This window comes from Trichlorobacter lovleyi (assembly GCF_015239775.1).
Lineage (GTDB): Bacteria > Desulfobacterota > Desulfuromonadia > Geobacterales > Pseudopelobacteraceae > Trichlorobacter > Trichlorobacter lovleyi_B.
Genome location: NZ_CP058409.1, coordinates 3,011,108 through 3,024,537, shown reverse-complemented (window position 1 = coordinate 3,024,537; position 13,430 = coordinate 3,011,108). Strand labels below are relative to the sequence as shown.

Below are 13,430 nucleotides of genomic sequence, written 5' to 3'. Positions count from 1 at the left end.
GAACTACAGGAACACAACCATGGGAAAACCAACCGGATTTATGGAATATTGCCGTGAGATACCGGCAGACCGCGAACCGCTTGAGCGTATTAACGACTGGAACGAGTTCCACCTGCATATGTCGGAGGAAGGGCTGCGTACCCAGGGGGCCCGCTGCATGGATTGCGGCATCCCGTTCTGTCATACCGGCACGCTGCTTTCCGGTATGGCCAGTGGCTGCCCGATCAATAACCTGATCCCGGAGTGGAACGACCTGATCTACCGCGGACTCTGGCACCAGGCCCTGGACCGCCTGCACCGCACCAACAACTTCCCGGAGTTTACCGGCCGGGTCTGTCCGGCCCCCTGTGAAGGCTCCTGTACCCTGGGGATGAGTGATCCGGCGGTGACCATCAAGAATATCGAGGTCAGCATTGTTGAGCGCGGCTGGCAGGAGGGCTGGATTGTGGCCAATCCGCCCAAGAACCGTACCGGCAAGAAGGTGGCGGTGGTCGGTTCCGGCCCTGCCGGCCTTTCGGCCGCTGCCCAGCTGAATAAGGCCGGTCACGCGGTGACGGTGTTCGAGCGTGCCGACCTGCCGGGCGGTCTGCTGATGTACGGCATTCCCAATATGAAGCTGGACAAGCGTGAGGTTGTGCTGCGGCGGGTCAAGCTGCTGGAGCAGGAAGGGATCAGCTTTGTCTGCAATACCGCCATCGGCGGCAGTGGCTATCCGGTTGAGAAGCTGCGCAGCGAGTTTGATGCGGTGGTGCTGGCAACCGGCGCGACCCTGCCCCGGGATCTGCCGATTGAAGGGCGCCAGTTGAAAGGGATCCATTTTGCCATGGATTTCCTGGCTGCCAACACCGCTGCTGTGCTGAATCCCGGCGCTGACTTTATCTCTGCCAAGGGCAAGGATGTGATTATCATCGGCGGTGGCGATACCGGTACCGACTGCGTGGCAACCTCACTGCGCCATGGCTGCAACTCGGTTACCCAACTGGAGATCATGCCGCAATCGCCTGAACAGCGTGCCGCTGACAACCCCTGGCCGGAATGGCCCAAGACCCACAAGGTGGATTATGGTCAGGAGGAGGCTGCCGCCAAGTATGGTGCTGATCCCCGTACCTATCTGACCACAGCCACCAGGTTTGAGGGGGATGCCGCCGGTAACCTGACTGCGGTCCATACCGTGCAGGTCAGCTGGGGCAAGAATGAGAAGGGACAGTTTGTGCCAACCCCGGTGCCCGGCACCGAGCAGGTCCGTCCGGCAGGGCTGGTGCTGCTGGCCATGGGCTTTCTGGGACCGGAGCAGCCGTTGCTGGATGCGCTGGGGGTTGAACGTGATGGGCGCAGCAACATCAAGGCCGAGTACGGCCACTACACCACCAGCATCCCCGGTGTCTTTGCTGCCGGTGACTGCCGTCGCGGCCAGAGCCTGGTGGTCTGGGCCTTTAACGAAGGCCGCGGGGCTGCACGGGAATGCGACCGTTACCTGATGGGTGAAACAGAGCTGCCCTGATGCAGGGGCAGCCCTGATGCGTTGTCAGACAGCTGAGTTGAATTCATCCATTTCGTGCGGGTCATAGGTTGCTTTATGGCTGGTCCGTGTGTTTTTCACCGCTTTATGGGTCACCCGGTGCAGGGCTTCCATTGCCTGTGACAGGTGCTTTGCCACCGTAAGGTCCTTGTTCTCACTGTAGGCAGTTTCCAGGGCCTGCAATGCGATAAACAAATAGTAGTTCGTATCATTATCACGCATGGTTCCCCTCCAAATGACCGGCCCCGCTTAGATCGGGGCCGGTTTTTTAATCTTCGTCAGATAAAGCTTTCTTTCTCGTTCAGGCAACCGGCGGGCAGCCCTGCCAGGATTAAATCTCCCAGTTGTCGATCTTCATGGTGCCCTGCTTGGCAAGGTTGACCTGCATCTTGAAGACCCGGTCCAGCAGTTGCGGCTCATGGCCGGCCTTGCGGGCCAGGCAGTCCTTGGTGGCCATATCCAGATACTCCTGCAGCAGCGGCTTGTAATCCGGGTGAGCGCACTTGGTGATGATCTCCTGGGCCCTGTCCTTGGGGGCCAGGCCGCGCAGGTCAGCCAGCCCCTGTTCGGTTACCAGCACATCCAGGTCATGTTCGGTGTGGTCGACGTGCGGTACATGCGGGACCACGCAGGTGATGCCGGTCGGGTCGGTCTTGGTGGGACGGGCTGACGGGGTATGCATGATCGAGAGGTAGGCGTTACGCAGGAAGTCGCCGGAGCCGCCGATGCCGTTGATCATGCGGGTGCCGCCCACCAGGGTTGAGTTGGCATGGGCGTAGATGTCGAATTCAACCGGGGTGTTCATGGCGATGCAGCCCAGTCGACGGATCGGCTCGGGGTGGTTGGCGATGGAGAGCGGCCGCATCATGACCTTGTTGGCATACTTGTCCCAGTTGTCGTAGAAACGCTTGAAACCGTCCACCGAGAAGGAGAGTGAAACAGTGGAGGCAAAGTCCAGCTTGCCGGAATCAAACAGGTCCAGCATGGTGTCCTGCAACACCTCGGTCCAGACCTTCAGGCCGTTGAAGGGACCCTTGGCAAGGCCGCCGATCACGGCATTGGCAATGGAGCCGACCCCGGACTGCAGCGGCAGCAGGTTCTTGGGCAGGCGGCCGGCCTTAACCTCGGCCTGGAAGAAGTCGATGATGTTGTTGGCAATCGCCTCGGAGGTGTCGTCCTGCTCGGAAAAGGCCCGGCCGTTGTCGGGGCGGGTGGACTCAACGATCGCTACGATCTTGTCGGTATCGACCCGTACGAAGGGTGAACCGGCCCGGTCGTCAACCCGGCTGATCAGGTAGGGCAGGCGGTTGGGCGGGTTGATCGGCTCAACAATGTCGTGCAGACCTTCAAAGCTGGGGATCGAGGTGTTGATCTCGATGATGATCTGGTCGGCGATCTGGACGATCTCAGGCACGGCGCCGCAGGAAGCGGTCAGCACCAGCCCGCCATTTTCAGTGATGGCGGAACATTCGATGATGGCGATATCAAGGCGGCCGCCGTTATCCTTGGTGTAGAAACCATAGCCCAGGTCCTGGGCAAACATGGAGAGGTGGCGGTCACCCATGCGGATGCGCCCTTCGTTGATGCCGGCCTGGATGTTTTTGCCGGTCTGGTAGGGCCAGCGGCGGTCGATCATATCAAGTGATGCCCAGCGGTCTTCGGTCTCAACCCCGACCGAGGCGCCGATAAACAGGTTGAACTTCAACTTGCCCTGCAGGTTGTTTTTCTCCACATGGTCTGCCAGGGCAATCGGTACCATTTTGGGGTAGCCGGCCGGGGTAAAGCCTGACCAGCCGATGTTCATGCCGTTTTTAAAGAGTGGGATGACCTCTTCGACGGTCTTGATCCGGGAGTGAAGATTGGTCTTTCTGATCCTGTTACGTAGTTCCAACATCTGTGTGCATCCCCCTCTGGAATCGGGATAGCTGCCCGTTCCGCTGTAGTAGCCATGTGTTTACATGGGCGACGAACGATGGTATGAGTTGCAAATCGAACGTTCGTTAGAATTATATAATAGCGACACGACGAACTGCGGTGCAAGAATTAATTGTGCGGCTGCAGCAATAAAATTGGATTCTGATGGTGACTTTGTTACTCTTTGGAAGAACGTCTCTGAATGGCTGGGAGTGAAACGATGAAGCCGGATTGCCGCGACAGGTTGGTGGAGGTTGGCACACGATTATTTGCCGAGCATGGTCTGCATGGTGTCAGCATCAGGGCGTTGTCCCAGGCTGCCGGGGCCAGTATTTCCATGGTGTCATACTATTTTGGCGGCAAGGAGGGGCTGTATGCTGCCGTGCTTCAGGAACAGTTTGCCTGTTTCGACCAGATTGAGGATCTGCGCCAATCCGGAGCAGGACCGCTGGGAGTGCTTGAGGCCTATCTGCGCTGGACGCTGCAACGTCACCGTAATCATCCACACCTGCTGCGGTTCTACACCAGTGAGCTGACCAATCCCACCGGTTTCTTTCCGACAATTGTGGCGCCGGCAATCAACAAGGTAATCAGGGGGCTGGCAGAGGTGATTGAGGACGGTGTTCAGTTGGGGGTATTCCGCAAGGAGATCCATGCCGTTAATGCCTCTTTGGCCTTGGCTGGTATGGTTAACTACTTTTTTCTCAGTCTGCTGGCTACAGAAAGCCTGATCAGTCATGCGCCTGAGCAGGATGAACAGCTGGTACAGCAGTACCTGCTGATTTTTACCAAAGGCATTATGACAACATAGTGACAGTAAGGCGTTTCTAAGGTTTAGAATTGCTACATACAGGCTATCATGCTATAAGCTAGACAACACCTGAGCCACAGGGAGCCTCCCTGTGGCTCTTTTATTGACCAGAAAGAGAGAATGACGATGATCAGCGCCAACAACATCAGCCTGGCCTACGGCAAGCGGGTAATCTTCAAGGATGTCAACATCAAGTTTGTGGCGGGCAACTGCTATGGTCTGATCGGTGCCAACGGGGCCGGGAAATCGACCTTTTTGAAGATCCTGGCCGGGTTGTCCGAGGCCGACTCCGGCACCATCAGTGTCGGCCCCCGTGAGCGGATCTCGTTCCTGAAGCAGGATCAGTTTGCCTTTGACGAACATACCGTCTTCAACACCGTTATCATGGGCAATCCCCGGTTGTACGAGGTGATGCATGAGCGGGAGGCGATCTATAGCAAGGGGGAGTTCACCGAGGAGGACGGCATCCGCTCCGCCGAACTGGAGGGCGAGTTTGCCGAGATGAACGGTTACGAGGCCGAGTCAGAGGCCGCGGTGCTGCTGAACGGCCTGGGCATACCGGAGGAGCTGCGGCATAAGCAGATGAAGGAACTGGATGGTGGCGAGAAGGTGCGGGTGCTGCTGGCTCAGGCGCTGTTCGGCAACCCGGATATCCTGTTGCTGGACGAACCGACTAACCACCTGGATCTGAAGACCATCAACTGGCTGGAGGAGTTCCTGTCCCGCTTCAACAACACCGTGATCGTGGTTTCCCACGACCGTCACTTTCTGAATCAGGTCTGTACCCATATGGCGGATATCGACTTTGGCCGGATTCAGGTCTATGTGGGTAACTACGATTTCTGGTATCAGGCCAGCCAGTTGACTCTCAAGCAGAAACAGGATGAAAACCGCAAGGTGACCGACCGGGCCAATGAGCTGAAGGAGTTTATCCAGCGTTTCAGTTCCAACGCCTCCAAGGCCAAGCAGGCAACCTCGCGTAAAAAACTGCTGGAAAAACTGACCATTGAGGAGATGCCGGTTTCATCCCGCAAGTATCCCCATGTGGTCTTCAAGCCGGAGCGTCCCTGCGGCGATATTATCCTGGAGGTTACCGACCTCTCCAAGGCCGTCGATGGTGTCCAGGTCTTCAAGGATCTGAACCTGAATCTGCGCAAGGGGGACAAGATCGCCTTTGTCGGCGGCAACAGTCTGGCCAAGACGACCTTGTTCCAGATTCTTGCGGGTGAGCTGGAGCCGGACAGCGGCAGTTTCCGCTGGGGAGTGACCATCACCAGTGCCTATTTCCCCAAGGAAAACGGGTCCTACTTTGATAATGATCTGAACCTGATTGAATGGCTTGGCCAGTACTCGCCTCCCAACGAAGGGGAGACCTTTGCCCGCGGTTTTCTGGGGCGGATGCTGTTCTCCGGTGACGAGGCCACCAAGAAGACCAAGGTCCTTTCCGGGGGGGAGCGGGTACGCTGCATGCTTTCCCGCATGATGCTGACCGGTGCCAATGTGCTGATTCTGGATGAGCCGACCAACCACCTTGACCTGGAATCGATCACGGCGCTGAACAACGGCCTGATCTCGTTCAGCGAGGTGGTGCTGTTTGCCTCCCATGACCACGAGTTTGTCAGTACCGTGGCCAACCGGATCGTGGAGTTCACCTCGGGTGGCATAATTGACCGGATGATGACCTTTGAGGAATATCTGGAAAATGAAGAGGTGGCCAGGACCCGTGACCAGCTCTGTCAGGGGCATGCAGACCTGACGTTGTAGCGCTGAAAGACAGGCAGAGGGGAGGCAGGCGGCGTTATGCTGTCTCCCCTTCTTCCTCTAGCTCTGCCTCAGCACTGTCAGTGTCAGTGTCAGTATCAACCTGGTTGTTTTTTGCAAGCTTGCGCTGCAGTTTTTCATCGTTCTTTTTCTTGCGTTCCAGCTCTTTCTGACGTTTCTGAAACTGAAAATTCGGTTTTGCCATGGGTCATGCTCCTGTAGGCGGGGAATTGTAATCGGATAAGCGAAGGTGACAGGTGCCGGGATCGCTGCTGCCGCAGCAGTACAAAAAAAGCCCCGAGGTTATCCCGGGGCTCATAAAACTGCATTTGCTAAAGCTTAAATTCTGGTTACGTTTGAAGCCTGCAGACCTTTAGGGCCTTTGGTTACTTCAAAGGTAACTCTATCGCCTTCAGCAAGGGATTTGAATCCTTCACCTGTAATAGCGGAAAAATGGCAGAATACATCTTCGCCGTTCTCCTGCTCAAGAAAACCAAAACCCTTGCTGTCGTTGAACCATTTTACTGTTCCGTTTACCATTTGTGTACCTTCTCCTGATGCTTCCTGTTGTTGTGTTCAGCGTGATGCTGAAATGTAGTATTCACACTAACAGTCTTCTTCCGGTAAAGTCAATCGATACCTTCAATAATTAAAAATAAATACCTGCGTACCGGTCCCGCTCCGGAAATTGCTCAGATCAAAAACCTGAACGCCTTGATGATAAGTCCGAGCAGGTCCGGGTCCGAGCTGCGCAGCGGATCACTGAAGCTGCCAAACGCCGAAGGTTCGTCTTCGTAGCCCTTGAGTTTCTGGCGTTGTTCCTTTTCACGCTGATCAGCCTCCTTGCGTTGCTGTTCCTGTCGCTGTTGCTCAAGCAGCTGCCCGCCCAGCTTCATCCATTCAAACAGCTGGCGCAGCTCACCGCCATCAAGCCAGAGGCCGTGTTCCTTGCAGCGGTCCACAATAACCCCGCTCCTGGCACCAAAATTAACCCGGTGCATCAACTGTGAACAGACCGGACACTTGATATAGGCGATCGGGTACTGGTTCGGCTCCCGCTTTTCGTTGATGGCCTCCAGGCCGGCACGATCAATGCCGGCAACATGTTTGACGGTTGCCTCAAGCAGTGCCTCGAGCTCACCGGGATCAAAGAATATTCCCAGGCACTCTTCGCAACGATCGATCAAGAATCGCCCGTTCAGCTTGAGATCCAGGGTTTTGAGCTTGATGTCACAGCGGGGGCACCTGCGCGGGGTGTCATTTTCGTGGGTGGTGTAGTAATGAATCCCTTTCAGGTCAACATCCGTGCGGTTTCCGCAGTAGGCACAGAGCAGGGAACCAGGAGCCAAAGGGGCTTTACAGTTAGAACATCTGGCCATTGATGCCACCTTCTTGGTATAGGTTCTGACAAACAGCATGCTAGTATACTGAAAAAACAGCCAAAGGGAAGCAGGAGCCGATGCAGCTGAAGATTACCCTGTTGACACATTTTAAAGAGATACCAAAGAAATCGAATACCGGTCGTCTGGTGTTGGAGGTGTTGGGCCCGGCGGCTGAGCAGATCCGTTGGGACCGTCTGAATCCGCCGGCTGGGCTGCTGGATGAGATCTCATCCGGTGGGGTGGCGTTGCTCTATCCTGGTGGTGCTGATGAAGAGGAGGCCGATCTGACCGGCATCAGGCAGTTTATCATAATTGACAGTACCTGGCATGAAGCCCGCAAGATTCACCAGCGCAGTCCGTATCTGCAGCAGGTGCGCCGGATCAGTCTGAAACCGGCCGGAAAGTCACGCTATAACCTCAGGAAAAATCAGAAGGCGTCCGGTTTGTGTACTGCAGAATCGGTGATCGAGATCCTGCGCGCAACAGGCCACGCTATCATGGCAGACCGGCTTGAGGAACTCTTTCTGGCGTACATGCGGCCCCTCACGGCGATCAGGTCAGCTCAAAACGTGACTGGAACGGCGGCCTGTAACGATGATCCCGCCTGAGCGGCTACCGGTCCGGCGGTGCGCGGTTACAGCATCAACAGGTTGAACATGGGACGTAACAGTTTCTGCTGTTTTTCCGTGGCCGAGTCCATAAAGGAGTTCAGCAGTGCATTGATTGCCTCAAACGGATCGCCCTTTATATCCTTCACCAAACCGTCGCGTCCCAGGGTGATCAGGGACGGGTATTCCCCTTCCGGTTTGAAATCCCTCAGGATCCTATCAACCTTGTACTCTCCCATGGTCTCCTTGACCGCCACCAGCACGTCGTTCAGCCCGGTAATCAGGGCCGGCAGTCTGTCGTTGAACGAGGTGACGATATCCAGTCCCACCGGCAGTTCGCTGATCCTTTCCAGAACCAGCTCAATCAGATCGCCCCTGATAAGGCCGCCATGCTGGGGCGCCAGGGTCAGTGGTGCCGGTTCAAGCGCCCTGATCTTTTTGACGGCAAGCTTGATGGCCTCGTTTGACGGCATGTAGAGTTGATGGAAGGCCTTGATGCCGGCCCAGTTTTCCTGGGTTGCAATCAAACCGGATGCTTCGACCCCGCCTAGAAAGTCGCCGGTGAAAAGTATCCGTGATTCCAGGTCATAAATCATGCTGGCCCCCCTGAAATGGCAGTAGGGGGTCGGGATGAACTGGAGTCTGTGACCGGTGGGAAGGACCAGCCGTTGTTCCTGGACCTGATCAATCGAGCGGAAACGGACTGAGGCCAATCCGTTGAGGCTGACCAGACGCCAGGTGTCTTCGGTGGCGATAATGTTCAGTTTCCTGTTCATGGCGTACAGCTTGGGCAGCACCCCGACCACGTCCGGGTCCTGGTGATTGATGAACGCCAGGTTGATGCTTGCCAGTCCGCCGGGCAGTATGGAGGAGACTTTGTGGGAGAGGCTGACAAAATCGCTGGTCGGACCAGGATCAATCAGTAAGGTGCCGGTTGTTTTGTTGCCCTCATAGACCCTGAGGAAGCTGTTTCTGCTCAGGAAGGTCTTGGTGCCGGCACCAACCCAGTAAATGCCGGCTGAAATTTCAATCGCTTCGTCCAGGCTGCTATGACTGCCCATGAGAGCACCTCAGGTAAGACGCAGGTTGTACGTCGAAGAGGTCAAAGGGCGGAGAAATACCCTTTGACCTCTTTATTTGATGTTGGCAACTTAGAAGCGGTAGCCTACACCAATACCGAACAGGTGAGGGTTTAAGTCGAGATTGAATTTAGTGCCATCAATATTAGCCTTGGTATCAGCATTGAGATACTTGTAATCAATGTTGAAATAAAGGTTCTCAGTAACCTTGAAGTCAGTGCCTGCCTGGGCGGCCCAGCCAATACTGTTGTCAATTGATAGAGAGTGTCCATTCATTTTAGAGTCGAACGGGAACATTGCGTTGATACCGAAGCCGATGTAGGGGCTGACAATGGAGCCTGCCAGAGGATGATATTTGATGGTGACGGTGGGAGGCAGACCATAGGTAGAGCCAGCAACATTGGCTCCCAACTTCAGGTCGTGCTTGGTTACACCGGCAATCAGTTCTGCTGAGATGTTTTTTGTGAAGAAGTATTCTAGATCAAGTTCGGGGATAATGTTGTCGGTGAGTGAAGGTGAAAGTGAACTAAGGCGACTATCAAATGATTCGGCTGGTTTGACGTAGATCGCCCGTAATCTCACACCGAATGACTTGTAGTCATCGGCTGCCTGTGCAATCTGACCTGCCCCCATTACCAACACCGCTGCCGCTGCTGCTACGCCACACCATTTTTTCATCTTGTTGCCCTGCCTTTCATTCGAAGTAAGGGGAGTCCTGCTCCCCAAAAGGTCCAAAAAGATATTACATGTCTTTTTGTGTGGGAATTAGCCCTGTTTTTGACCTAAGTCAAGAAAAAAATGCAGTAAATGCGATAAGTTAAATATATTGAATATTGAATTGTGACGTTTTTGCAACAAGTTGCGCGACAAAGAGGGCAAGAACTTTCTGCATAAATCACGCATTGAGAGATGTTGTTTTTGCACGAAGCTGTCTTACGTGGTCTAATATTTTTTGATTTTTTGGAACGTGGTGCCGCTGTTTGACATCGATGGCGGGACTGTTAGACTTGCAGAAAAGATTCTGTTCTGGTCCGGTACGACAGGAGGCGGCTGATGCGAGTTGGTGTAGCATGTGAGATCAAGACCCATGAGTACCGTGTCGCGCTGACGCCACAGGGGGTAGAGCAACTGCGCGGCGACGGACATCAGATCCTGGTGGAGCAAGGTGCCGGTGCCGGCAGCGGCTTCAGTGATGAGGAATACCGGCAGGCAGGTGGGCAGCTGGTGGAGCGGAAGGTCCTGTTTGAACAGGCGGAGCTGCTGGTCAAGGTCAAAGAACCGCTGCCGGCTGAATATGACCTGCTCAGACCGGGGCAGATGCTGTTCACCTACCTGCACTTGGCGCCCAACCGGCCGTTGACTCACCATCTGCTGGAGCGTCAGGTTACCGCCTTTGCCTACGAAACCGTTGAAAAGGCAGGCCGCAAGCCGTTGCTGGAGCCGATGAGCGAGATCGCCGGACGGATGGCACCGTTAATGGGCTGCTACTATCTGCAGCGGCCGCAGGGAGGGAACGGCCTGCTGCCGTGCGGTGCCCCGGGGGTTCAGGCAGCCCGGGCCCTGATCCTGGGGGCCGGCATCGTGGGAGCCGGGGCCGCAAAAATAGCTCTCGGGATCGGTATGGAGACCGTGGTGCTCAATCGCGGCAGTGAGCGCCTGCGCAGCATTTCCCGCATGTTTGACGGCCGGGTGGCAACCGCACTACTGTCTGACAAGAGTCTGCTGGAGGAATTGGCTCAGGCAGATCTGGTGGTCGGTGCCCTGTATGCCACCGGCGGCAGAACTCCACTGCTGATCAGCCGTGCCATGCTGTCACTGATGAAGCCGGGGGCGGTGATTGTGGATGTCTCCATTGATCAGGGGGGCTGTGCAGAGAGCAGCCGTCCCACCACCCACGAGGCGCCGGTCTATGCCGTTGATGGCATCATCCATTATTGCGTGGCCAACATGCCGGGCGCCTATCCCAGGACATCTACGCTGGCCTTGACCAATGCAACCCTGCCCTACATCCGTCTGCTGGCACAATTGGGGGGAGAACAGGCCGTTCAGGTGTCGCCGGAACTCGCCTCTGCGTTGAATATCAAGGCCGGCATGGTCATGCATCCCGGGCTGGCGGCTTCGCTGGCTGAACCACCTGCCGAGGCTGATCATGCTGCCTGAGCTGGCGCCGAAAATGCTGGCCATGGTCTTGAATCGGCCGGGTGCCCCCCTTGAGTTGCGGGAGCTTGACGTGCCGCAGCCGGGTGCCGGACAGTTGCTGCTGGAGGTGACGGCATGTGGCATCTGCCGCACGGATCTGCATATTGTGGACGGTGAGCTGACAGAGCCGCGGCTGCCGCTGGTGCCGGGGCATCAGATTGTTGGCAGGGTGGTCCGTTGCGGAGCCGGTGTGAACGGGGATGCCATTGGCCAGCGGGTCGGTGTCCCCTGGCTGGGGGGGACCTGCGGAAGCTGCCGTTATTGCCTGGGCGGCCAGGAAAATCTGTGCGATCATGCCGTCTTTACCGGCTACCAGATCAACGGCGGGTTTGCCGGGTACTGCCTTGCTGACGCACGGTTCTGTTTTCCACTGCCGGACGGCTATCCCGATCTGCAGGTGGCCCCGCTCCTGTGTGCCGGACTGATCGGCTACCGCTCGCTGCGGATGGCGGGGGAGGGCAGCCAGCTGGGGATCTACGGCTTTGGTGCAGCAGCGCATATTGTGACCCAGCTGGCGGTCTGGCAGGGGCGGCAGGTCTATGCCTTTACCCGGCCGGGGGACCTGACCGGGCAGGCCTTTGCCCGTCGGATGGGGGCCTGCTGGGCGGGCGGTTCCTTTGACAGGCCTCCGCAGGAGCTGGACAGTGCCATCATCTTTGCTCCGGCCGGAGAACTGGTGCCTGCTGCCCTGCAGGCGGTGCGTAAAGGCGGCCGGGTGGTCTGCGGCGGTATCCATATGAGTCCCATCCCCTCTTTTTCCTACGATCTGCTGTGGGGGGAGCGTTCGCTGGTCTCGGTGGCCAACCTGACCCGCCGGGATGGCGAGGAGTTTCTGGCTTTGGCACCCCGGGTGCCGGTCCGGACCGAGGTCACGGCCTTCAGGCTGGAGCAGGCCAACGAGGCCCTTGCAGCGCTGCGGTCAGGACAGCTGGAAGGAGCCGGGGTGTTGCTGGTTGATGAACAGATGAGGAAGAGGGGAGCCAGAGGTGATTGAGCTGATCCGTAAACGGCGCAGTATTCGCAGCTTTACCGGGCAGGCACTTGAGACGAAGCAGGTTGAACTGCTGGTGGAGGCGTTGCTGCGGGCACCGACATCCCGCAGCATCAATCCGTGGGAGTTCGTGCTGGTGGATGATGGTGAACTGCTGGCCCGATTGTCAACCGCCAAGCTGCATGGTTCCGGCTTTCTGAAAGGGGCTGCGCTGGCGGTTGTGATCTGCGCCGACGAGACCAGGTCGGACGTCTGGGTGGAGGACTGCTCAATTGCCGCCATTCTGCTCCAGATGACGGTCCAGTCACTGGGGTTGGGCAGCTGCTGGGCGCAGATCCGGCAACGGCAGCATGACAAACAGATGACCGCTGAACAGTTTGTACAGGAGTTGTTGGGGCTGCCAGCGCGGATCAGGGTAGAGGCGATCATCGGGATTGGCTACCCGGCAGAAAAACGCCGTGCCCTGGCAGTCAGCCAGCTGGACTACAGCAAGATCAGACATAACCGCTACGACAAGCTCTGGGGGGAGACGTGAGGACGCCTGCAGTACCGTCCAGTCCGGGCTGCGGTACTGCAGGGTGCTCTTATTCCGGCTTCAGCCTGGCGCAGATTGTGCCCTGAAGCCGGGATGGAATCAGTTGAGGGTGATCAAGGCATAGCCCTTGTTCTGCCAGGCAATCTGCGATGTCAGGACGTTGCCCACAAGTAGCAGGTCAGGCAGCAGTTGTGCGTTATCAACCTTGAAAACCCTGGTGGCCACGCTGCAGATTTCAATCCTGATCCCTTTCTGCTTCAGATCGTTCAGCAGTTCCTTCAACTCCGGCACCGCCTGCTCCTTTGTAAACAGTTTAACCGCCGGTCCCCGCAGGGAGACAATCATGGTCGGTTTGACCTTCTGGCTGCTGATCCCCTCCCAGGTCTCCTTGACCAGCTTCAGGTTAAACAGCAGTTTGTCCAGCTCTGCCAGGCGAACATCAAAAATGGCATGGGCCTGCTTCAATCCCTTGAGGGCAAACCGGTCGTCTGGTAGAGTGCTGTCGGCATGGATGGCGGCCGGCAAAGCAAACAGTGTGAGCAGCAGCGTCGAGGCAAGAACAAAAACCAGCTTTTTCATGATACATCCCCCCTTTTGCTGTATTTTAAATAGCATACGCCAATCATGGCAT

Annotated in this window: 15 protein-coding genes; 7 read left to right on the top strand and 8 right to left on the bottom strand. The window is 56.7% G+C overall.

Annotated features, from left to right (window positions below; genetic code table 11):
• Window positions 1-19 precede the first annotated feature (19 nt).
• Window positions 20-1,501, top strand: coding sequence for a glutamate synthase small subunit (gene gltD / locus FY034_RS13975; RefSeq protein WP_265551600.1), 1,482 nt, complete (start codon window positions 20-22; stop codon window positions 1,499-1,501).
• Between the two features lie 24 nt (window positions 1,502-1,525).
• Here gltD and FY034_RS13970 read toward each other — a convergent pair whose 3' ends face one another.
• Window positions 1,526-1,741: a hypothetical protein gene (locus tag FY034_RS13970; RefSeq protein ID WP_265551598.1), complete on the bottom strand. Its 216-nt coding sequence runs from the start codon at window positions 1,739-1,741 to the stop codon at window positions 1,526-1,528.
• A gap of 109 nt (window positions 1,742-1,850) precedes the next feature.
• Entirely contained in the window at window positions 1,851-3,413 is a 1,563-nt protein-coding gene (locus FY034_RS13965; RefSeq protein WP_265551597.1) for an acetyl-CoA hydrolase/transferase C-terminal domain-containing protein, read from the bottom strand.
• Window positions 3,414-3,653: 240 nt separating this feature from the next.
• On the opposite strand from FY034_RS13965, the gene FY034_RS13960 reads away from it, so the two are divergent.
• Complete coding sequence (locus tag FY034_RS13960) at window positions 3,654-4,244, top strand: TetR/AcrR family transcriptional regulator (RefSeq protein WP_265551594.1); 591 nt, start codon at window positions 3,654-3,656, stop codon at window positions 4,242-4,244.
• A 126-nt stretch (window positions 4,245-4,370) separates the two neighbouring features.
• Window positions 4,371-6,008: an ABC-F family ATP-binding cassette domain-containing protein gene (locus tag FY034_RS13955; protein WP_265555276.1), complete on the top strand. Its 1,638-nt coding sequence runs from the start codon at window positions 4,371-4,373 to the stop codon at window positions 6,006-6,008.
• 34 nt (window positions 6,009-6,042) lie between these two features.
• Here FY034_RS13955 and FY034_RS13950 read toward each other — a convergent pair whose 3' ends face one another.
• The 3 genes from FY034_RS13950 to FY034_RS13940 form a co-directional block, all read right to left on the bottom strand.
• Entirely contained in the window at window positions 6,043-6,210 is a 168-nt protein-coding gene (locus tag FY034_RS13950) for a hypothetical protein (protein WP_265551592.1), read from the bottom strand.
• A 134-nt stretch (window positions 6,211-6,344) separates the two neighbouring features.
• Window positions 6,345-6,545 (bottom strand): cold-shock protein, encoded by a 201-nt coding sequence (locus FY034_RS13945; RefSeq protein WP_012471040.1) that lies wholly within the window; start codon window positions 6,543-6,545, stop codon window positions 6,345-6,347.
• Window positions 6,546-6,697: 152 nt separating this feature from the next.
• The gene (locus FY034_RS13940; protein ID WP_265551589.1) at window positions 6,698-7,384 is read right to left on the bottom strand and encodes a zf-TFIIB domain-containing protein; all 687 of its coding nucleotides are present in this window, start codon (window positions 7,382-7,384) and stop codon (window positions 6,698-6,700) included.
• Between the two features lie 80 nt (window positions 7,385-7,464).
• Here FY034_RS13940 and FY034_RS13935 point away from each other — a divergent pair, with 80 nt between their 5' ends.
• Window positions 7,465-7,995 (top strand): DTW domain-containing protein, encoded by a 531-nt coding sequence (locus tag FY034_RS13935; RefSeq protein WP_265551587.1) that lies wholly within the window; start codon window positions 7,465-7,467, stop codon window positions 7,993-7,995.
• Between the two features lie 26 nt (window positions 7,996-8,021).
• Here FY034_RS13935 and FY034_RS13930 read toward each other — a convergent pair whose 3' ends face one another.
• Together FY034_RS13930 and FY034_RS13925 are read right to left on the bottom strand one after the other, a co-directional pair.
• Window positions 8,022-9,056 carry an MBL fold metallo-hydrolase gene (locus FY034_RS13930; RefSeq protein WP_265551585.1) on the bottom strand — a complete coding sequence of 345 codons (1,035 nt, stop codon included), beginning with the start codon at window positions 9,054-9,056 and terminating at the stop codon, window positions 8,022-8,024.
• 90 nt (window positions 9,057-9,146) lie between these two features.
• Entirely contained in the window at window positions 9,147-9,752 is a 606-nt protein-coding gene (locus FY034_RS13925; RefSeq protein ID WP_265551582.1) for an OmpW/AlkL family protein, read from the bottom strand.
• 375 nt (window positions 9,753-10,127) lie between these two features.
• Between FY034_RS13925 and ald the strand changes: the two genes are divergently transcribed.
• The 3 genes from ald to FY034_RS13910 are packed head-to-tail and all read left to right on the top strand — an operon-like array spanning window position 10,128 to window position 12,799.
• A complete protein-coding gene (gene ald / locus FY034_RS13920; RefSeq protein ID WP_265551580.1) occupies window positions 10,128-11,234 on the top strand; it encodes an alanine dehydrogenase in 1,107 nt (368 codons plus the stop codon).
• A complete protein-coding gene (locus FY034_RS13915; protein WP_265551578.1) occupies window positions 11,224-12,267 on the top strand; it encodes a zinc-dependent alcohol dehydrogenase family protein in 1,044 nt (347 codons plus the stop codon). Before ald ends, FY034_RS13915 begins: the two co-directional genes overlap by 11 nt.
• Window positions 12,260-12,799, top strand: coding sequence for a nitroreductase family protein (locus tag FY034_RS13910; RefSeq protein ID WP_265551576.1), 540 nt, complete (start codon window positions 12,260-12,262; stop codon window positions 12,797-12,799). Before FY034_RS13915 ends, FY034_RS13910 begins: the two co-directional genes overlap by 8 nt.
• 99 nt (window positions 12,800-12,898) lie before the next feature.
• Here the strand turns inward: FY034_RS13910 and FY034_RS13905 are convergent, their stop codons facing one another.
• Entirely contained in the window at window positions 12,899-13,378 is a 480-nt protein-coding gene (locus FY034_RS13905) for a DsrE family protein (protein WP_265551574.1), read from the bottom strand.
• Window positions 13,379-13,430: the final 52 nt, after the last annotated feature.

Bases quoted from the DNA above. Each gene is read 5' to 3' on its own strand.
- ald (WP_265551580.1), top strand. From the start codon at position 10,128: ATGCGAGTTGGTGTAGCATGTGAGATCAAGACCCATGAGTACCGTGTC.
- FY034_RS13965 (WP_265551597.1), bottom strand. From the start codon at position 3,413: ATGTTGGAACTACGTAACAGGATCAGAAAGACCAATCTTCACTCCCGG.
- FY034_RS13970 (WP_265551598.1), bottom strand. From the start codon at position 1,741: ATGCGTGATAATGATACGAACTACTATTTGTTTATCGCATTGCAGGCC.
- FY034_RS13945 (WP_012471040.1), bottom strand. From the start codon at position 6,545: ATGGTAAACGGAACAGTAAAATGGTTCAACGACAGCAAGGGTTTTGGT.
- FY034_RS13940 (WP_265551589.1), bottom strand. From the start codon at position 7,384: ATGGCCAGATGTTCTAACTGTAAAGCCCCTTTGGCTCCTGGTTCCCTG.
- FY034_RS13930 (WP_265551585.1), bottom strand. From the start codon at position 9,056: ATGGGCAGTCATAGCAGCCTGGACGAAGCGATTGAAATTTCAGCCGGC.
- FY034_RS13960 (WP_265551594.1), top strand. From the start codon at position 3,654: ATGAAGCCGGATTGCCGCGACAGGTTGGTGGAGGTTGGCACACGATTA.
- FY034_RS13950 (WP_265551592.1), bottom strand. From the start codon at position 6,210: ATGGCAAAACCGAATTTTCAGTTTCAGAAACGTCAGAAAGAGCTGGAA.
- FY034_RS13955 (WP_265555276.1), top strand. From the start codon at position 4,371: ATGATCAGCGCCAACAACATCAGCCTGGCCTACGGCAAGCGGGTAATC.
- FY034_RS13925 (WP_265551582.1), bottom strand. From the start codon at position 9,752: ATGAAAAAATGGTGTGGCGTAGCAGCAGCGGCAGCGGTGTTGGTAATG.
- FY034_RS13935 (WP_265551587.1), top strand. From the start codon at position 7,465: ATGCAGCTGAAGATTACCCTGTTGACACATTTTAAAGAGATACCAAAG.
- gltD (WP_265551600.1), top strand. From the start codon at position 20: ATGGGAAAACCAACCGGATTTATGGAATATTGCCGTGAGATACCGGCA.
- FY034_RS13905 (WP_265551574.1), bottom strand. From the start codon at position 13,378: ATGAAAAAGCTGGTTTTTGTTCTTGCCTCGACGCTGCTGCTCACACTG.
- FY034_RS13915 (WP_265551578.1), top strand. From the start codon at position 11,224: ATGCTGCCTGAGCTGGCGCCGAAAATGCTGGCCATGGTCTTGAATCGG.